At 67.7% G+C, this 18,164-nt stretch carries 15 protein-coding genes and 1 riboswitch; of the genes, 4 read left to right on the top strand and 11 right to left on the bottom strand.

The genetic code is table 11. The features are described from left to right. Nucleotides 1-31 precede the first annotated feature (31 nt). Nucleotides 32-1,216 carry an MFS transporter gene (locus ABD301_RS29660; protein ID WP_344313606.1) on the top strand — a complete coding sequence of 395 codons (1,185 nt, stop codon included), beginning with the start codon at nt 32-34 and terminating at the stop codon, nt 1,214-1,216. Between the two features lie 22 nt (nt 1,217-1,238). Here ABD301_RS29660 and thrC read toward each other — a convergent pair whose 3' ends face one another. From thrC to ABD301_RS29645, 3 genes are all read right to left on the bottom strand, one after another. Continuing rightward, nucleotides 1,239-2,483 (bottom strand): threonine synthase, encoded by a 1,245-nt coding sequence (thrC, locus tag ABD301_RS29655; protein WP_344313604.1) that lies wholly within the window; start codon nt 2,481-2,483, stop codon nt 1,239-1,241. Nucleotides 2,484-2,497: 14 nt separating this feature from the next. Next, nucleotides 2,498-2,639, bottom strand: a riboswitch (SAM riboswitch). 138 nt (nt 2,640-2,777) lie between these two features. Beyond that, nucleotides 2,778-3,335 (bottom strand): DUF3558 family protein, encoded by a 558-nt coding sequence (locus tag ABD301_RS29650; protein WP_163572482.1) that lies wholly within the window; start codon nt 3,333-3,335, stop codon nt 2,778-2,780. Between the two features lie 27 nt (nt 3,336-3,362). Beyond that, nucleotides 3,363-3,932 carry a DUF3558 family protein gene (locus tag ABD301_RS29645; RefSeq protein ID WP_163572481.1) on the bottom strand — a complete coding sequence of 190 codons (570 nt, stop codon included), beginning with the start codon at nt 3,930-3,932 and terminating at the stop codon, nt 3,363-3,365. Between the two features lie 400 nt (nt 3,933-4,332). Between ABD301_RS29645 and ABD301_RS29640 the strand changes: the two genes are divergently transcribed. Continuing rightward, a complete protein-coding gene (locus ABD301_RS29640) occupies nt 4,333-5,277 on the top strand; it encodes a glucosyl-3-phosphoglycerate synthase (protein ID WP_344313602.1) in 945 nt (314 codons plus the stop codon). Here the strand turns inward: ABD301_RS29640 and ABD301_RS29635 are convergent. After that, nucleotides 5,207-6,745, bottom strand: a complete 1,539-nt coding sequence (locus tag ABD301_RS29635) for an MFS transporter (protein ID WP_344313601.1) — start codon at nt 6,743-6,745, stop codon at nt 5,207-5,209. The genes ABD301_RS29640 and ABD301_RS29635 overlap by 71 nt on opposite strands. A gap of 112 nt (nt 6,746-6,857) precedes the next feature. Here ABD301_RS29635 and ABD301_RS29630 point away from each other — a divergent pair, with 112 nt between their 5' ends. Beyond that, nucleotides 6,858-7,817, top strand: a complete 960-nt coding sequence (locus ABD301_RS29630) for an Lrp/AsnC family transcriptional regulator (protein ID WP_344313600.1) — start codon at nt 6,858-6,860, stop codon at nt 7,815-7,817. Between the two features lie 8 nt (nt 7,818-7,825). On the opposite strand, the gene ABD301_RS29625 is transcribed toward ABD301_RS29630, so the two are convergent. From ABD301_RS29625 to ABD301_RS29595, 7 genes are all read right to left on the bottom strand, one after another. After that, complete coding sequence (locus tag ABD301_RS29625; RefSeq protein ID WP_163572479.1) at nt 7,826-8,701, bottom strand: ABC transporter permease; 876 nt, start codon at nt 8,699-8,701, stop codon at nt 7,826-7,828. Next, complete coding sequence (locus tag ABD301_RS29620; protein WP_344313599.1) at nt 8,698-11,469, bottom strand: alpha/beta fold hydrolase; 2,772 nt, start codon at nt 11,467-11,469, stop codon at nt 8,698-8,700. The genes ABD301_RS29625 and ABD301_RS29620 overlap by 4 nt, the downstream gene beginning before the upstream one ends. 117 nt (nt 11,470-11,586) lie before the next feature. Beyond that, nucleotides 11,587-12,120, bottom strand: a complete 534-nt coding sequence (locus ABD301_RS29615) for a hypothetical protein (RefSeq protein ID WP_163572478.1) — start codon at nt 12,118-12,120, stop codon at nt 11,587-11,589. A gap of 266 nt (nt 12,121-12,386) precedes the next feature. After that, nucleotides 12,387-13,004, bottom strand: coding sequence for a GNAT family N-acetyltransferase (locus ABD301_RS29610; protein ID WP_163572477.1), 618 nt, complete (start codon nt 13,002-13,004; stop codon nt 12,387-12,389). A gap of 65 nt (nt 13,005-13,069) precedes the next feature. Then, entirely contained in the window at nt 13,070-14,983 is a 1,914-nt protein-coding gene (locus ABD301_RS29605; protein WP_344313597.1) for a Xaa-Pro dipeptidyl-peptidase, read from the bottom strand. A gap of 236 nt (nt 14,984-15,219) precedes the next feature. Beyond that, nucleotides 15,220-15,585: a nucleoid-associated protein NapA gene (napA, locus tag ABD301_RS29600; RefSeq protein WP_344313656.1), complete on the bottom strand. Its 366-nt coding sequence runs from the start codon at nt 15,583-15,585 to the stop codon at nt 15,220-15,222. Nucleotides 15,586-15,961: 376 nt separating this feature from the next. Then, nucleotides 15,962-16,429, bottom strand: a complete 468-nt coding sequence (locus tag ABD301_RS29595) for a CBS domain-containing protein (RefSeq protein ID WP_344313596.1) — start codon at nt 16,427-16,429, stop codon at nt 15,962-15,964. Between the two features lie 221 nt (nt 16,430-16,650). Between ABD301_RS29595 and ABD301_RS29590 the strand changes: the two genes are divergently transcribed. Further along, entirely contained in the window at nt 16,651-17,859 is a 1,209-nt protein-coding gene (locus ABD301_RS29590; protein WP_344313595.1) for a L,D-transpeptidase, read from the top strand. The last annotated feature ends 305 nt before the right edge of the window (nt 17,860-18,164 follow it).

Below are 18,164 nucleotides of genomic sequence, written 5' to 3'. Positions count from 1 at the left end.
TTCCGGACTGCCCGCACTAAATGGAGGTTTGATGCGACGGGTGTTGCTGTTGGCGATCGGGTCCCTGGCGCTGGGGCTGGATGCGTACGTGGTCGCCGGCCTGCTCCCGGTGATGGCGATGAACCTGCACTATTCGGTGGCCGCGCTGGGACAACTGGTCACCGCGTTCACCCTGTCGTACGCATTGCTGTCCCCGTTCGCGGCGGCGTTTTTCGCCGGCCGCCCGATGCGAACCGTGCTGCTCATCGCGTTGGTGGTGTTCAGCCTCGGAAACGTGCTGACCGCCGTCGCCACCAGCCTGCCGTTGTTGTTGCTGGCACGGGTGATCGCGGGCCTGGGCGCCGGAATCTACGCGCCGATGTCCGCGGTCAGCGCGGCCGCCCTGGTGCCGGCGCGACGGCGCGGCCGGGCCCTGTCGCTGATCATCGGCGGGATGACCACCGGCGTGGTGCTCGGTGTCCCGCTCGGTCTGTTGCTGGCGCACCACGTCGGCTGGCGGGCGACGCTGTGGATGGTCACCGGCCTCGGCGTGGTCGCGATGGCCGGCGTTCTGCTGGCGTTGCGCGGCGGGACCGTACAACCGGCCCGGCGGGTGCCCGTACGGGACCGGCTGCGGGTGCTCACCGACCGGCGGGTGCTGCCGATTTTGGCCGTCACCGCGCTGGCCGCCGGCGCCAGCATCGGCTCGTACACCTATCTCGGGCCGTTGCTCGCCAGCACCGCCGGCGTCACCGACCTGTCCGGCTATCTGTGGCTGTGGGGCCTCGGCGGGCTGGCCGGCAGCTTCGCGATCGGCACCCTGGTGGACCGCTGGCCGAACACCCGGCTGCTGGTGACCGTCATCGTCGGCGTTCTCGGCGTCCTGCTGGTATCGCTGCCGGCGGTGGCCCGCGGCCCGGCCGGGATCGCCGTGCTGCTGGTGATCTGGGGCGCGGTCGGGTGGTCACAGACCACCCCGCAGCAGCACCGGATCCTGGCGCTGCGTACGGACGACGGCCCGGTCGCCATGTCGCTGAACTCGTCCGCGCTCTACCTCGGCAACTCGCTCGGCACCGCCGCCGGCGGCCTGCTGCTGGCCGGCGCCGGCCCGGCCGCCGTCGTCCTCACCTTCGGCGCGATCGCGCTGGCCGTCGCCGCCGCCAACCTCTTCACCGCCCGCCCCACGCCGCTCGCCCGTACCCCCGCGCCCGCCGCCACCCCCGCCAACACCCGCTAGCCGCGGTGCCTGCCATGACCACTCAGCTCAACAAACCGGCTTCGGTGGCGGATTTGAGGGTGGGCTTGATGCGGTGGGTGGGATGTACGTCCAACACGTCGGCGGTTTTGAGACCTTCGCCGGTGTTGTAGATGACGGTCTCCTGGGAGGTGTCGATCAGGCCGTCCTTGACCAGTTTCGCGAGGCACGAGACGGTCACTCCGCCGGCGGTCTCGGCGAAGATGCCGGTCGTACGGGCCAGCAGCGAGATGCCCTCGCGGATGTCGTCGTCATCGGCGACCGCGATCGAGCCGCCGGTCCGCCGAACCGCGTCCAGCACGTACGGGCCGTCCGCTGGGTTGCCGATGTTCAGGCTCTTCGCGATGCCGGTCGGGCGGACCGGCTGCACCACGTCGTGGCCGGCGTGGAACGCCTCGGCGACCGGCGAGCAGCCCAGCGACTGTGCCCCGAAGACCTTCCACGGAGTGTTCGGCACCAGGCCGATCTTGGCCAGCTCGGCGAACGCCTTGTCGATCTTGGTCAGCAGCGAGCCGGACGCGATCGGGATGACCACCTGCGCGGGGATCTTCCAGCCGAGTTGCTCGGCGACCTCGTAGCCGAGGGTCTTGGAACCTTCCGCGTAGTACGGCCGGACGTTCTGGTTGACGAACGCGGTGCTTTCGAACTCATCGGTCTCGCCGAGCTCGCTGGTCAGCCGGTTGACGTCGTCGTACGAGCCGTCCACCGCGACCAGCCGCGGCGCGTACACGGCGCTCGCGATGATCTTGCTCGGTTCCAGGTCCGCCGGGATGAACACGGTCGCCGGCCAGCCGATCCGGGCCGCGTGCGCGGCCACCGAGTTGGCCAGGTTGCCGGTGGACGCGCAGGCCACCGAGGTGAAGCCGAGGCCCTTCGCGGCCGTCAGCGCCAGCGACACGACCCGGTCCTTGAAGGCGTGGGTGGGGTTGCCGCTGTCGTCCTTGACCCACAGCGGCGCGGTGAAGCCCAGTTCGGCGCCGAGCCGGTCGGCGCGAACGAGCTTGGTCATGCCCGGGTTCAGCGTCGCGCGGGTTTCCGGGTCCTGACCGACCGGCAGCAGCGGCGCGTACCGCCAGATGTTCTGCGGCCCCGCCTCGATTTGCGCACGGGTCACCGCGTTGAGTTTTTCCTGGTCATAGCCCACTTCCAGCGGGCCGAAACACTCGGCGCAGGCGTGCACGGCGATCAGCGGGAATTGCGCACCGCAGTTCCGACAGCGCAGACAGCTGGCAGGCGATTCAACAGTCAAGACAAGAGCCTCCTCGCTCATCTTCCCCGTCCGAGCGCTCTGCTCTGACGGGCCGGAGTTGGCACCTGTCCCGCGGGTAGATGGTCTTGAGACTCACGCGCGAGGTGGTTGCCGGGGCTTCAACGGGCCGGTTCCCTCTGCCCCTCTGGATGAGGGCACATATTCAGTTATGACTAGGAGCATACGCGGTCGGCTGGCGGTATTCGAAACCGAAATCAGCTCGTACGCATGCGAGCAACGCCACACCGCCGGGTTGTTGACGGGTGTGGCGTTGCTCGTACGAGCGGCTTGCGCTCAGGAAGAGGCGGACGGGCTCGGCGAGGCCGACGCGCCGCTCAGCGACTGGATCGCCTGCTTGATGGCGGCGACCCGAGCCGGCTCCCCGGACGAGCCGGCCACCCCGCTCGCGGAGAACTGGTAGTTGCCGTCGAGGACGTACAGGAGCTGGCCGGCGACCGAGTACGCCTCGTCGCCGACGCCGGTGACCGAGGGATTGCCGTTGGCGTCGTTGTCGAACTGCGCCTTCGTCGCATTGCCGATGTCGACGGACATCACCTGGTTGTTGGCGTCCGACCAGGTGCAGCCGATCGCGTCCTTGCCGGTAGTCGACTTGTCCGGCCCGTGGCTGACGATCTTGTTGCCGGTGAACTGGGACATCTGGTCGTCGGTGATCAACGTACAGACATCGGGCAGGTTGCTCGACACGGTCGGGACCGGTGCGGCGGTGCCGGCCGGACCTGCCGCCTGACTGGCCGGCGGGTTGTCCTTCTTCTGCAACAAACCGCAGCCGCCGGTGCCGGCGAGCACCACGGCCGCGATCGTGGCCGCAACCAGGAGACGATGGCTCTTCATTTCGGCTTTTCCTTCCAGAAAGGAGAACTACTCCGACGCGGAGGCCGAAGCGGAGGCACTCGGCGAGGGGGACGCGCCACCGTCGAGCTTTTCGATGATTTTGAGCGCGATGGCCTTCTGGATAGCGACGTCCGGGTCGCCACCGCCGCCGAAGATGATGCCGATCTCGGTCGTGGGTGCGTGAAACACGGTCAGAATCCCGTGCAACTCGGTCGCTTTGTCACCGACACCGCTGACCGGGGTATAGCCGTCCGCGGAGCTGTCGAAATCGGATTTCGTGGTGGTGCGGAGAGAAGCCGTCACCGTGATGCCGCCATCGGCGCTGAGCCAGTCGCAGGCAGGTGCGGCCGGCGTCGACTTGCCGTCCGGCTTGTGGCTCGCGATGGTTCCTTGGGTGAGCGCTGACATGTCGGCGTCGGTGAACATGTCACACACGGACGGGAATCCGGCCGCCGACGCGGTCGGCGAGCTGTCCGCCGCGGCTGGCGCCGACGGGGACGGCGTCGCGGCGGTCTTGGGCGTCAGACCGCACCCGGTCAGCATTCCCACGCCGAGCGCGAATGCTCCAGCGGCCAGGGCGACACGACGGATGTTCATTGATCTCTCTCCCTCAAGGTAAGACGTGAATGGCTGGCGGTGCGTAGACCGATGTGGACGGTGCCCGCGGTCCGCGGATATCGCGGACACGTGAACTCCTCGGGATGAACAGGGTGGGCGGGAATCGCCGGCGGAAGGCCTGCGGCCATGCTGGCACGCGGGCACCAAGAACCCGGCCGGAACATAACAGGCGAATACCCTGCGAGCCACCCGGAAATCCAGCCCGGGAAGGGCACTATTCCCTCATCGCTGCCTTCTTGGGCAACGATCGGTGCCAACCGGCGGATCCGCTGCGACTCCGGTCACAGCCGGCCGGACACCCAGCACGATCAGCGGGTTACCGTGCGTACGGCCGGGACCGGGCGCTATCGGGGCCGGCCAGACCCGGCACACTGTTGCCATGCATCCCCGCGCCCGGCGCTGGTTCGCCCAGCAGACCACGGCGGCCGGCGACTGGCCGGTCGAGAGGTTGCGCGCCGCGAAAGACCTGACGGTGGTCAGTGTGGTGCTGCCGGCGCTGAACGAGGAACGCACCATTGGCACGATCGTCGAGGGCATTGGGAAGCTCGCCGAGCGGACCAGCCTGGTGGACGAGATCGTGGTGCTCGACTCCGGTTCCACCGATCGTACGGCCGAAGTGGCCCGGCAGGCCGGTGCGAGCGTTTTCCACCGCGACGACGTGCTCGCCGACCACGGCTCGCGGCCCGGTAAGGGCGAGGCGCTCTGGAAAGCCTTGTATGTCACGCATGGCGACGTAATTGTTTACGTCGACGCGGATTTGCTGGATTTCGGCGAGCATTACATCACTGGCCTGCTCGGACCGCTGTTGACCGACCCGGAAACGTTGCTGGTCAAGGCTTTTTACGACCGGCCGCTGCTGGACGTGTCACTGACCGGTGGCGGCCGGGTCACCGAGTTGATGGCCCGGCCGCTGCTGTGCGCTTTCTTTCCGGAGCTGGCCGGGGTGGTCCAGCCGCTGGCCGGCGAGTACGCGGCCCGCCGGTCCCTGCTGGAGTCGCTGCCGTTCGCCCCCGGCTACGGCGTGGAGACCGGGCTTTTGATTGACACGCTGGGAAAACACGGACTCGGCGCGATCGCCCAAGTGGACCTCGGTGAGCGTACGCACGGCCACCAGGACACCGCGGCGCTGGGCCGGATGGCGGCCACCATCCTGTCCACGGTGGCCGCCCGGGTGATGCCGGACCATCCACTGTGGCCGGCGCTCACCCAGTTCCAGCGCGAGGACGGCGAACTACGGGCCGTCGATTCGGTGGTCAGCGCCCAGGAACGGCCACCGATGACCGAAGTTCCGGAATATCGCTACCGGATGAAGTTTCCGGACTAGGTTTTTTCGCTCGCATCAACACGAAAGCCGCCACCGCCGCGAGGAAGGCGACCAGGCCGGCTCCGAGCATCGCGGAATTCAGGCCATTCGCGAAAGCGCCGCGCAGCACCACCTCCAGGCCAGCACGCGAGGAGGCCGGTGCTGCCTGAAGCAGCGTCTGGCCAGCACCGCCGAGCAATCCCTGCGCGGTCGCGTGCGCGTCGCCGACCCGGCCGGCCAGTACGTGTTGCGCCGCGTTCACCGCGACCGCGCCAAAAATCGCGACCCCGAGCGCTAGTCCGAGCTGCCGGGCGGTGTTCAACGCGCCACCGGCCATGCCGGCGCGTTCGGGCCCGACCGCGCCCAACGCGGCTCCGGAAATCGCCGGCGCCATCACCCCGACGCCGATGCCGACGACCACCATTCCGGGAATCAACACCCATCCGGAGGACGATCCCGACAACACCACCTGTGCCCAGTCCCCGACCGCGATAACCAGCAATGCGCCGGCAATGACGTATCGCGGGGAGGTGGTGTGCAGCCGGCGCCCGACCAGTAGGGAGGCCACGAAAGACGCGGCGCTGAGCGGAGCCTGGATCAGCCCGGTCCGCAAGGCCGAATATCCCAGCAGCGACTGCATCCAGATCGACGCGTACGCGAGCACGCTGAACGACGCCACCTGGAAAGCGAACCCGGCCAGCATCACCCCGACGAACGCGGGCCGGCCAAACAGCCGCAGATCCAGCATCGGGTGTTGGATTTTCCGTTCCACCACCACGAAAGCAACCAGGCCGACCACCGCCAGCGCGAAGACTCCGAGGGTACGAGCCGAAAGCCAGCCGTTCGCGTCGCCGGTGATGATGCCGTACGTGGTCGCCGAAGCCGCCACGGTGAGCGTCACCATGCCGGCGAAGTCGATCCGGCGATCGCGCGGGCCACGGCTTTCCCGTACGACGAACCAGGTCAGCGCCGCCGCGACCACCGAGATCGGCAGGTTGACCAGGAAGATCCAGCGCCAGCCCAGCGACTCGGTGAGCACACCGCCCACGATCGGGCCGGCCGCCGCGGCCGCGCCGGAGACCGCGCCCCAGACGCCCAGCGCGGTCCCCCGGTCCCGGCCCTGATATGTGCTGCCCAGCAAGGAAAGCGCGGTCGCGAACATCGCCGCCCCGCCGACGCCCTGGACCGCGCGCGCGGTGATCAGCAGGCCCGCGGTCGGCGCCAGCCCGCAGGCCAGCGAGCCGACCGCGAAAATCACCATGCCGGCAAGGAAAAGCCGGCGCCGACCGAGCAGGTCCGCCAACGATCCGGCGGACAACAGGAAAGCGGCCAGCGCCAGCGCGTACACGTCGATGACCCACTGCAGCCCGGACAGCCGTACGCCCAACCCGGCCGCCATCGCCGGCAGCGCGACGGTCACGATCGTCACGTCCAGCAACAACATCGTGGTGCCGAGACAGACCGCGAGCAGCGGTCCCCATTTACGCATTATGTGTCCTTTTCGATTTCGCCTTGACCGGACCCACTCTCGGTCAGTCACACTGGATTCGCCATCCACTGGGCCGGCTACAGCGGTTCTCGACAGCAGATCACGGGGACAGATGAAATCCGACGCGTACGACGAGCTGGACGAACAAGTCCTTCACGCCCTGCTGATCGACGGGCGGGCCGGCTTCAGCGCGATCGCCGAGGTGCTCGGCGTCTCCGACCAGACCGTCGCCCGGCGCTACCGGCGGCTGCGCGAGTCCGGTGTCCGGGTGCTCGGGCGGGTGCAGCCGGAGCTGGTCGGCCAGACCGTGTGGTTCATCCGGCTGCGCTGCACTCCGGACGCCTCGATGGCGATCGCGGCCTCGATCGCCCGCCGGTCGGACACGTCGTACGTGAAGCTCACCTCCGGCGGCACCGAGATCGCCTTCATCGTGCACGCCCCCAACGCCGACGAGCTCGATGCGTTGCTCCTGCACAAGGTTCCGCGTACACCCCGGATCGTCTCGGTCAGCGCACACAACTTGCTGCACATTTTCTACGGCGGCCGCCTCGCTTGGGGCGGCGCTCCCGACGCGCTGAGCGCGGAGCAGTCCATTGCGCTGCAGCCGGCGTCGGCGGTGACCGACGAGCGCACCGAGCTGGACTCGACCGACAAGCTGCTGCTGACCGAGCTGCGGCGGGACGGCCGGCTCAGCTACCGCGAGCTGGCGATCGCGGTGGGAGTGTCCGAGTCGAGCGCGAAACGCCGGGTAGAATTGCTCCGCGGCACCGGGGTGCTGTTTTTCGACACCGAGTTCGACCCCAAGTCACTCGGATTCCAGATTTCCGCGATGCTCTGGCTGACCGTCGCGCCGTCCGCGCTCGCAGCCGTCGGCAAGGCCGTCGGAGCCCACCGGGAGATCGCCTTCGCCGCCGCCACCACCGGCACGTCCAACCTGCTGGCGGTGGCGATCTGCCGGGATGGCGCGGACTTTTACCGCTATCTCAGCGAAACCCTGGGTGCTCTGGAGGACATCCGGCACATCGAGTCGGCCCCGGTGATGCGTACGATCAAGCAACTGACCTATGAGTAGGAGCAGGGTCAGCTGACGATGTCCTTGCGCTGGAATGATCGCCAGGCCAGCGCGAGGAAAACGGTCGAATAGAGCAGCGCGGAGATCGCGCCTTTGGCCATGTCGTCCAGTTGTACGGGCGAGGCGAAAAGTCCGAGCCAGGCCAGGTTGTAGGCGGTCGGCAGCACTGGCCGGATGTTTTCCAGCGCCGGCACCAGATCCAGGATGTTCGAGATGATGTAGAGCATCACCGCGCCACCGACGGCGAGCAGCGGCTGGTCCGTACGTACGGAGAGCAGAAATCCCAGCGATCCCACCATCAACAGGTGTACGAGGATGAATGCGGCTGCTGCCAGCAACAACAGCATCGACTGCCCGGCGCCGATCTGCGCGCCGGTCGGGGTCTCCAAGGGATGCCAGCCATAGACCAGGGTCCCGCCGATGACCGCGGATACCAGCAGAAGTACGACGGCGACCGCGGTGGAAAGAAATCCGACCACCAGTTTTTGCAGCAACAGGCGGGCTCGCGGCACGGGCGCGGCCAGCAGGTAGCGCAAACTCCCCCATGACGCCTCGCCGGCGACGGTGTCCCCGCAGAACAGCGCGACCACCACGACGAGCAGAAAAGTGGCCGACGCGTAGAAAACGAAGGCGGCGAAGTTCGGCCCACCGGAGGTGGCTAGGTCCACCAGCGACACCCCGCGGGTGGCGCTGGCCGAGCTCGGCCCGCCGAACTGGAACGCGATCAGCAGAATGACCGGCAACAGCACCATAAAACCCAGTGCATACTGGGTGCGCCGGCGGCTCAACTGCCGGCGGATCTCGGTCATCAACGACAGCGTCGCCCCGCGCCGATAGCCGGCCGCGGCCCCGGAAACGGCCACGTTTCCTGTCGTGGCGGTCATTTCCGGTCCTCTCCCACCAACTGCAGGAAAACGTCCTCCAAGTGCCGGCGCGGGCTCACCCGGTCCACTCGGATGCCGCCCGTCACCAGCCGCGACACCACCGCGCCGCGGGACAGCCCATTCAGCGCCGGATTGAGCTCGACGACCAGGCCACCACTGGCCAGCTCGGCTGTCAGCACCTCGTCCGCGTGTCGCAGCAACGCCATCGCGGCCTCCGGATCGTCGACGCCGATCAGCACCGACGTGGACTCGCCGGTCACCTCGTCGACGGTGCCGTCCGCGACCACCTCGCCGTGGTTCATCACCACCACATGCGTACAGGTCTGCTCGACTTCGGCCAGCAGATGACTGGACACCAGCACGCTGCGGCCATCGGTCGCGTACGAGCGCATCATCCGCCGCATGTGGGCTATCTGCGGTGGATCCAGCCCATTCGTTGGCTCATCGAGAACCAAAAGATCCGGCATTCCGAGCATGGCCTGCGCGATCGCCAGCCGCTGCCGCATGCCCTGACTGTACGTCCGCACCGCCCGGTGGACCGCCGTGCCGAGGTCCGCCAACTCCAGCGCCTCGTCCATTTTCGCGTCGTGCGCCGGCCGGCCGGTGGCCCGCCAGTAGAGTTTCAGGTTGTCCAGCCCGGAAAGATGCGGCAGGAATCCGGTGCCCTCCACCAGCGAGCCGATCCGGGACAGCACCGGCGCGCCCGGCTTCACCCGATGCCCGTAAAGCAGGATTTCCCCAGCGGTGGGCTGAATCAGGCCCATCATCGTACGCAGGACAGTGGTCTTGCCGGCGCCGTTCGGGCCGAGCAAACCGACGACCTGGTGACGGCGTACCGAAAACGACACGTCCCGGACCGCGACGAACCCGTCGTCGTACGCCTTGCGGAGCTGGCGGACCACCAGCGGCCGGTCGGCCACCTCTTCGTCCACAGTGGACACCGCGCGGCCGCGCCGCCAGCGGGCCACCATCGCGATCGCGGTGACCGCGAGGACCAGCACCAAAACCAGCACGCCCAGCACACCCGGCCAGAACCACCCGGAGCCGGTCCCGACAGTGGTCACCTGCGGGATGGTCAGCTGCCCGGAGCCAAGGCCGATCTGGTAGCTGGCCGGCTGCACCGGCATCGCATAAGCCTGGTCCGTGGTCGACACCGCGACCCGGATCTGGTGCCCCGCCTGGAAACGGTACGCGAGCGCCGGCAACGTGATGGTCACCGGTTTGGCCTGATCCAGGGTGGCCGCGAGACCGGTCAGCCGGACCGGCGCGACCAGTCCCTGTGGCAGGCTCGGGCGGCCGCTGGTCGACAGGTCTTCCAGTCGTACGAACAAAACCGCCGAGCCGCTCGGAGCGGCGACCTTCAGTTGCAGCTGCGCCGAACCTGTCAGTGAAACAGCCTGTGCCAGCACCGGAGTGGAGAAGAAGGCGACCTGGCCGGGCAGGTCGCCACCGGCCCCAAGCGCACGACTCGCCAGCGCGCCGGCCGAGCCGAGGCCGGGCAGGCTGGAGATCGCCGCCGGATTTCCGTTCGGTGGCGCGGCAATATTCTGCGGTCGGCCACTGAGAGTGAGCCGTTCCGGTGCTCCAGAGCCGAAAATCCCCGGATAGCTGGCCGCGGCGAGCTCGGTGGTCGCGGTCCGGCCGGTCTGCAGGTTCAGGTCTCCGCTGTTGCTGAAGGAAAAACTGGCGTCGTTGGTGACGCCGTCACGGGCCGCGTACTGATTCAGCCAGCCCAGCGTCTGCTGTTGCACGGTGACATCGTCGGACGGCGAGCCACCGTCATGGCCGCCCGGAAACCAGGTCACCTTGACCGGCGTACCAGTGGCGGCGATGCCGGCCGCGTTCGCGTTTGCCTCCGACAGCGGGAAAAGCGAGTCGGTCTGCCCCTGTACGAGCAGCGTTGGCGCGCTGATCTTGGACAGCACCGAAGCCGGACTCGACTTTGCCAACAACTGCGTCAAAGCCGGGCTGAGCTGCCCAGTCGTGGACGCCTGCAGATAGGCGTCACAAAGATCCACGGCGAACCGGCCGCAGCGCGGATCGGCAACCGTCGGCGTGACCGGCGGCGCGCTCGGGTCGGCGCCGGCCGGCTGTCCCTGCGAGGTCATGCCGGTGCTGAAAAACAGCCCGGCCCACAGTTTCTTGAAGACTCCGCTGGCGGCCGGACCGCCGGCCGCGTTGGGAAAGAAGGACTTCCCGAGGTCGTTCCAGGTGATCTGCGCGACCACCGCGTCGACCCGGTGGTCGTCAGCGGCGAGCAGCAACGCGAGGGCGCCGCCGTACGAACCGCCGACCACCGCGACCCGCGGGTCGCCGCCCCGGTCGTGGATCACGTCCGTACGAGCGGCCAGCCGGTCGATCAGCCGGCTCGCGTCCGACACCTCGTAATCCGGGCTGTCCAGGTGAATCCGCCCGCCGGAAGCCCCGAATCCCTCGGCACTCCACGTCACCACCAGATAGCCCTGACCAGCCAGTTTTTCGGCATCGGCGGCCACGCTCAGCTTTGAGCCGCCAAAGCCATGCGCCAGCAACACCGCTGGCACCGGCGTACCAGCCGAGGCCTTGTCCGGCACGTACGTCGTGGTGTCCAGCTCGACGGTCTGCCGCCCGCCCGGCCCGGTCTGCACCGCCACCATCGCCGGCACCCGGTGGAATGCCCCACCGGCCGGCCACGCCAGCCAGGTGATGGCCGCGGCCACCAGGACCAGGACCACGATGACCGGCACCAGCCGGCGTCTGGTCAGCAGCTGGCGCAGTCGAGTCGACACTCGACAAAGGTACGGACGTCTTGCTGAGGAACCGCTGAGGTGAACCCTCGCGAGGGTGACGTTCTGGGGTGCCAAAACGCAGCATTTCGACCCCAGAACGTCACCCTCGCGAGCGGGCTAGAGAGTCCTGGAGCGGGCGATCAGGGCGTTGGCCTTGGTCTGGGCGGCGTCATAGCGGTCCGGGTAGGCCGAGCGCTGGACGCTCTGGGCGACGTGGCCGGCGGTCCAGCTGGGGTGGTTGGCGGAGTTCGGGATGGCCTGGTCGAGGAACTTGCCGGCCGCGTGCGTGACGTTCATGCACTGGGCTTTGGTGCCCCAGCCGTTGCTGGGCGACTGCTGGAAGACGCCGACCGAGTCGCCGGTGCCGCAGCCCAGGTTGTTCGCGTGCGACTCGACCCACGCGGTTTCGAACATCGCGAGCCGGACCTTGGCGGTGACGTGCCGGCTGTCGCCGACGGTCTTCAGGGTCTTAAGTACGCCGTCGTTGGCGTTGGCGGGAATCGAGCAGGCCGCCGGGGCGGCGATGGTGGCTGGTACGTGCGCGCCGGCCGCCAGCGCCGACGCCGAAGCGGGGCTTCCAGCTGCGATAACGGCTGCGGCGGAGGCGGTGAGGATGGCGAGGTGCAGGCTGCGGCGCAGGATTGTGGACATGCTTCTCCCTCAAGAAGACGTGGATTTCAGACACCGTGAGATCCGCGGGTCACTCCTGCTCGCCCAGTCATCTCGTGTCGTGGATCCGCACGACGTGGAGATTTGTTGCCGTCCGACCCGCTAGCCGGTCAATGAATGTCATACCCTGAGATTCACCGGCGCGGAAGCGGTTCGCCAAAACAAAACGCGTTATTTCCCGACCTGGCATTACCCGGCCCGAATGTTCCACGTTGGAAAACCCTTTTGTCATTATCCCCAGCCAGAATTCACCCGGCCGGATCGCGCCACATCGGATAGATGCTGGGGCCGCCGCGCGGCAGCGTGACCTTGTCCCGTACCTCGAAGCCAAAACGTTCGTAGTACGGGATGTTGCTTTCCTTGGATGACTCCAGATAAGCCGGGATACCGGTCTCGTCGCACCGGGACAGCCGCGACTCCATGAGTGCGCGCCCGAAGCCGCCACCCTGAGCGGCCGGGTCGGTGCCGATCACACCCAGATACCAGTGCGGCTCGTGTGGGTGTACGTCGGCGAGCAGGTTGAGGGCGCTCAGGCCCCGGATGCCGGCGAAGAAATGCCGGCCGAGCAGCACCATCAGGCTGGGGAGCTGCATCAACTCGGTGACGGTCGACGTCTGCCAGTCATCCGGCGGGTCCCACATCGTGCCGGCGGTGATCCGGCCGTCCCGTACGCACACCTCGCAGCCGCCCCTGGCCAGGTGCACGCTGGTCAGCAACAACCGGAACAGGCCGGCAAGCTTGCGCCGCCGTACGTCGTCGTCTGGCAGCACCCACACGAACGGCGGATCGTCATAGAAAGCGCGTCCCAGCACCTCGGACAACTCCGCCACATCCGCGCGCGTGGCCGGCCGTACGATCCTGTCCATCCCGTCAGCGTACTGACGCGCAAATGGGCCGCCGAGCGCACTCGGCGGCCCATTACGCGCCCTCTTTAGCGGAAGTCGCCGTTGCGTTCCGGCCGCCGCAACGCCTGCGCCTTGAGCGTCGTCGTACCGATCTGCGGGGCGGTCCGTACGAACGGCAGGTTGCCGATGCTCGGAAGCAGCAGGTAACTGCCGGCCAGCGAGACCTGCACGGTGGCCCCAGTGGTCGTCGGCGAGGTGCTGTCGGTGTCACTCCCGACCACCACCAAACCGAGCGAGTGACCCGGCTGGACGACCGTGTCGTACGCGTCCATCGGCACTGTGACGGTGTACCAGCGGTTCGGCTGCAGCGGCGTGACGGTCTTCAGGCTGACGGAGTGCGCCGCGTCCTTCCAGCCACGGGTCAGCACATCCACGTTGCTGTCCGTGTAGTCGACCGCGGTGTCCAGATAGCAGGCGCTGTCGGTCGCGGTGGACTCGCCGTAACAGGACTTGGTGGCCAGCGTGTGGATGCCGGACCCGTCCGACAGGTAGTCGACCCGGTGCTGGGCGCCGTAGTCGACCAGCCGCGCGGTCAGCTCGGTGGTCGGCTTGTTGACCTTGACCCGCAGCGTGACGCTCGGGATGCCGGAGATCCGCAGCGGCTGGGTGAGCTTGCCGGACAGGAACACCGCCCGGGACGCCAGCGGCTGGTTCGGGTTGGCGACCGCGGCGCCTTCCAGCAGGTTCGGGTCATCGGTGAAGGTGCGTACGGCTCCTGACGGGAACCCACCGAGGGTGCCGGTGGTGCCATCGCCGTCGCCGAGGAAGACCGGCTTGTCGACCGCGCCAATCGCTGGCCAGGTGGACGCGGTGGTCCACTCGCCGGACGGCCGCTCGATGGAGGCCATCGGCTGTGACATGACACCGTTGTGCAGGCCCTGCAGCCAGTAGTCGAACCACTGGTGCAGGGTGTCCACCCACTGCGTACGACGGATGTCGAACGGGTCGACGTGGCCCTGCTGGGAGATCCAGATCTTGCGCGGCACGCCCCGCGCGGCGAGGTCCTGCCACCAGCGACCGAACTGCGAGGTGGTCACGTTCAGGTCGTTGATGCCGTGGACGACGAAGACGCTCGCGTGCACCTTGTTGACGGTCGACCGGTAGTCCCGGGCCGCCCAATACGCGTTGTAGTTGCCCGTACTGTCGTCGCTGGCCGCCTGCGCGGCGTCGATCTGCGGCTCACAGACGCCCTGCGCACGGCCGTTGACCAGGCCGCCCAGGTACGTGACATAGCCGGGAGCGCGCAGCACCCCGCCGAACCGCTGGTAGTCGTACCAGCTGGAGATCGACGAGATCGGCACGATCGTCTCCAGGCCCGGCACACCGGTGGCGGCGACCCCGTTGGCGATGCTGCCGTCCCACGACTTGCCGATCATGCCGGTCTTGCCGGTGGTCCAGGTCGCTTTGGCCGGGCTGCCGTCGGCGTTGAAGCCAAGCGCGCGGCCATTCAGCCAGTCGACCACCGCCTTGGCGCTGCCGACCTCGGCCGGTCCGCCCACGTCCGGGCAGCCCTGCGACTTGTTGGTGCCGCTCAGGTCGACCGCGGCGAAGGCGTACCCACGCGGCACGAAGTAGTTGTCGTAGTAAAGCGGCATGGCGTTGACCGTGCCGTCCGCCGCATAGCCCTTGAGCTGGCTTTCGTTGCCCCGGCCACAGCAGCTGTAATACGGCGAGGCCTCCAGGATGACCGGCACCTTGACGCCGGTGCTAGCCGCCTCGCGGGGCCGGACGATGTCCACCCGTACCCGGTCGGGCTTGCCGTCCTTGTCGCTGTCGTTCGGCGTCTGAACCCAGACGCTCTCCCGGATGGCGTTCTGGTACGAATACACCGGTTCGGTCGACGTGCCGTGCACGTACGGCAACACGCCGGGCGCGGCGAAGGTCGCGACCGGCGAGAGGGTCAGCGCCAGCAGGCTCGCGAGGACTGCCGCGAGCGGCACGAGGAATCTCCAGTGGCGCCGCACGGCCGCCCCTTCCGGAAGCTCACGAAACGGTGGTGCCCCGAAGGGCAAGCCGGAGCCTACAGTCGGCCCTGCCCGGTGCGGGGCCGGAATTTGCCGTTTCGAAAAGACCTCCGGCGACGACGTCCGAACCTGGCCACCGGATCCCGGGAGACGTCCGCAACGGCCCCGTTCCTTGCGGCTGGCGCAAGCAACGGGGCATTGCGGACGAGGGGCTACAGCTCGATGCCGAGGCGGCGAGCGGAGCGAGCCCGTTGGCGGGCGGCCCGGAGCCGGCGCAGTCGTTTGACCAGCATCGGGTCGTACGCGAGCGCCTCGGGACGGTCGATGAGCGCGTTCAGCACCTGGTAGTAGCGGGTTCCGGACATCGTGAACAGGTCACGGATCGCCTGCTCCTTGGCGCCGGCGTACTGCCACCACTTGCGTTCGAAGGCGAGGACCTCGCGCTCGCGGCGGGTCAACCCACAGTCGTCGTTGGCTTCCGGGTCAGGCCCGGCCGCCGGCTTCGCAGCGGGAGCGGGCTCGGCGGCTTGTTCGGGGGCGCTGAGCTCGGCAGGCAGCCTGTTGACCGCGGCGTCCATCTCGCTCCTCGTCTTCGTCGACGTGTTCTCCAGCGGTCCGTCGTATCCCCAGCTCAAGGGCATGGACGGAAGGGGCATCGGTAAATCACACCGTTGTGATTCGAAGTCCCATTCAACCACGGTTCACCGGCCATCGCGGTGCAGCACACCCGTTCGGCACGTGAAAACGAAGGAAGCAACGCGTCACACATTGAGCCTAGTCAATCATCCACCCCTGGCGTCGAAGCAAATTATCCGCACCGAATGTGAGTTGTACGCACGAAAAATCGCGCAGCGCATGAGAACAATTGTCACGCAAACAATCATTGACCACTTCAGTAACAACTTCCCCATCCTTGCCTTGCCCCGATTCGTCGAGGGCAAGGCAGGAGGCAGGTCAGCCGCCGCTCGCGATGTAGGCCTCCAGATGCGAGCGGTGCTCCTCCAGCTCACCGATCCGGCTCTTCACGATGTCGCCGATGCTGACGATGCCGATCAGGTGGCCGTCCTCGACCACCGGCACGTGCCGGATCCGCCGGTCCGTCATGACCCGCATGATGTCGTCCACCGCGTCGCCAGGCGCGCAGCTGGTGACCTTCCGGCTCATGATGTCGGCGACCGGCCGCTCCAGCAGCCCGTCTCCGCTGTCATGCAACCTGCGTACGACGTCACGCTCGGAAACCATGCCCACGACGGGATGGTTGGCGGCGGTCGCGGTGATGTCCATGTCGGCATCGCCGGCGACCACCGGCAGAGCACCTATGTTGTGCGCGGCGAGCAGCGCCAGCAGCTGCGACACCGACGCGGAAGGCGTGATGGTGGCGACCTCGGCACCCTTGGTACGGATGATGTCTCTGATGCGCATGGGCAGTCCCCTCTTCGATCATGGCCCCGACATGACCTTGTTCGGCACCGGCGCCGCTGCCGTCGACGATCAGGTTCATTCACGATAGTGACGTAAGGCACGACAGCAAAGACCCTAAATCGAGGGCAATTCGGTCGCAAACTCCACGCATGTCGGGCTTGACAGCCCATCCCGTACCTGTGGAGGCGGCTTTCTGTCGGCCCGCCCCGCACAATGGAGGGGTGAAGTCGTCACGAACAGCGTCGTTCGGCCCGCTCGCCACACTCATCGGGTGCCTCGTTCTCGTGCTCGGTCTGGCCGCGTGCCAGGGCCAGCCACCGGGCGGCACAGCGGCCGGCAAACCCACCGCCGCCGCCATGGCCAACGTGGTCATGACCCCCAAGAGCGGCAGCTCCAACATCGCTCCCGCCACCCCGGTCACGGTGGCGGTCACCTCCGGCTCGCTCGGCACCGTCACGGTGAAGTCGTCCAAAGGCGACGACGTGACCGGCGCGGTCGCCGGCGGCAAGTGGACCAGCAAGGGCAAGCTGGCGTTCGGTGCCACCTACACCGTGCAGGCCACCCTCACCGGCCAGCCGGCCGGCACGGTCGGCACCTTCAGCACCGCGGCCACCCCCAGCGGTGACGCGTCCGTGCACGCCAGCAGCTTCAACGGCGACGGCGCGTCGTACGGCATCGGCATGCCGCTGATCCTGAAGCTGGACAGCCCGCTCACCACCAAAGAACAGCGGGCCGCCTTCGAGAAGTCGGTGAAGGTCACCACCACACCGGCCAGCACCGGCGCGTGGGGCTGGATCAACAGCAAGGAGGTGCACTTCCGTCCCCAGCAGTACTGGTCGGCGGGCACCAAGATCCACCTCGCCGTGGGCACCGCCGGCGTGCAGTTCAGCGACGGCAAATGGGGGCGTACGGACATCACCGTCGACTTCTCCATCGGCCGCGACCAACGACTGGTCGCCGACGCGCAAAGCCACCGGCTGGTCCTCACCGTGGACGGCAAGCAGGTCAAGGATCTGCCGGTCAGCCTCGGATCCCCGCAACACCCATCGTCGTCCGGCACCCTGCTGATCATCGAGAAGCGCGCCACCGCGGTCTTCGACTCCGGCACCTACGGCGTGCCCGCGAGCGCCCCCGGCGGCTACAAGACCAACGTCAACGACGTCGAGCGGCTCACCTGGGGCGGCGAGTTCATCCACTCCGCACCCTGGTCCGTCGGGCAGCAGGGCAACACCAACGTCTCGCACGGCTGCATCAACGTGGCCCCGACGCCGGCGGACTGGCTCTTCCACAACCTCCAGGTCGGCGACCCCATCGACGTGCGCAACACCGGCTCGCCAGTCAAGGCATATGACGGCTGGACCGACTGGACCTATTCGTGGGACCAGTGGGTAGCCAAGTCTGCCAGTGGCTCGGTGCCCACGGGGGCGTAGCGGGGTTGCTGCTGCGGAGCTTTCCTGGTTAGGCGGTGTTTGCTGCGGGAGCGGCGGTGCTGGTTAAGGGCGTTTTCTGCGGACGTGAGCGCCCTAGTTAAGGGCCTTCTCTGCGGAGGTGAGCGCCCTAGTTAAGGGCGTTTACTGCGGACGTGAGCGCCCTAGTTAAGGGCCTTCTCTGCGGAGGTGAGCGCCCTAGTTAAGGGCGTTTACTGCGGACGTGAGCGCCCTGGTTAAAGGCGTTTACTGCGAGGGTGCGGCGTCTCGTCTACCAGCCATCGGAAAATCCCGCCCCGCCACCAAAG

The sequence above is a fragment of the Fodinicola feengrottensis genome (assembly GCF_039530045.1).
In the GTDB taxonomy this organism is placed as follows: Bacteria; Actinomycetota; Actinomycetes; order Mycobacteriales; family HKI-0501; genus Fodinicola; species Fodinicola feengrottensis.
This window is presented reverse-complemented; position numbering and strand designations above follow the sequence as displayed.

Excerpts from the sequence above, each read along its gene's own strand:
- ABD301_RS29630 (WP_344313600.1), top strand. The coding sequence starts at position 6,858 with ATGAAATCCGACGCGTACGACGAGCTGGACGAACAAGTCCTTCACGCC.
- ABD301_RS29635 (WP_344313601.1), bottom strand. The coding sequence starts at position 6,745 with ATGCGTAAATGGGGACCGCTGCTCGCGGTCTGTCTCGGCACCACGATG.
- ABD301_RS29615 (WP_163572478.1), bottom strand. The coding sequence starts at position 12,120 with ATGTCCACAATCCTGCGCCGCAGCCTGCACCTCGCCATCCTCACCGCC.
- ABD301_RS29660 (WP_344313606.1), top strand. The coding sequence starts at position 32 with ATGCGACGGGTGTTGCTGTTGGCGATCGGGTCCCTGGCGCTGGGGCTG.
- ABD301_RS29610 (WP_163572477.1), bottom strand. The coding sequence starts at position 13,004 with ATGGACAGGATCGTACGGCCGGCCACGCGCGCGGATGTGGCGGAGTTG.
- ABD301_RS29645 (WP_163572481.1), bottom strand. The coding sequence starts at position 3,932 with ATGAACATCCGTCGTGTCGCCCTGGCCGCTGGAGCATTCGCGCTCGGC.
- ABD301_RS29595 (WP_344313596.1), bottom strand. The coding sequence starts at position 16,429 with ATGCGCATCAGAGACATCATCCGTACCAAGGGTGCCGAGGTCGCCACC.
- ABD301_RS29650 (WP_163572482.1), bottom strand. The coding sequence starts at position 3,335 with ATGAAGAGCCATCGTCTCCTGGTTGCGGCCACGATCGCGGCCGTGGTG.
- napA (WP_344313656.1), bottom strand. The coding sequence starts at position 15,585 with ATGGACGCCGCGGTCAACAGGCTGCCTGCCGAGCTCAGCGCCCCCGAA.
- ABD301_RS29640 (WP_344313602.1), top strand. The coding sequence starts at position 4,333 with ATGCATCCCCGCGCCCGGCGCTGGTTCGCCCAGCAGACCACGGCGGCC.
- ABD301_RS29625 (WP_163572479.1), bottom strand. The coding sequence starts at position 8,701 with ATGACCGCCACGACAGGAAACGTGGCCGTTTCCGGGGCCGCGGCCGGC.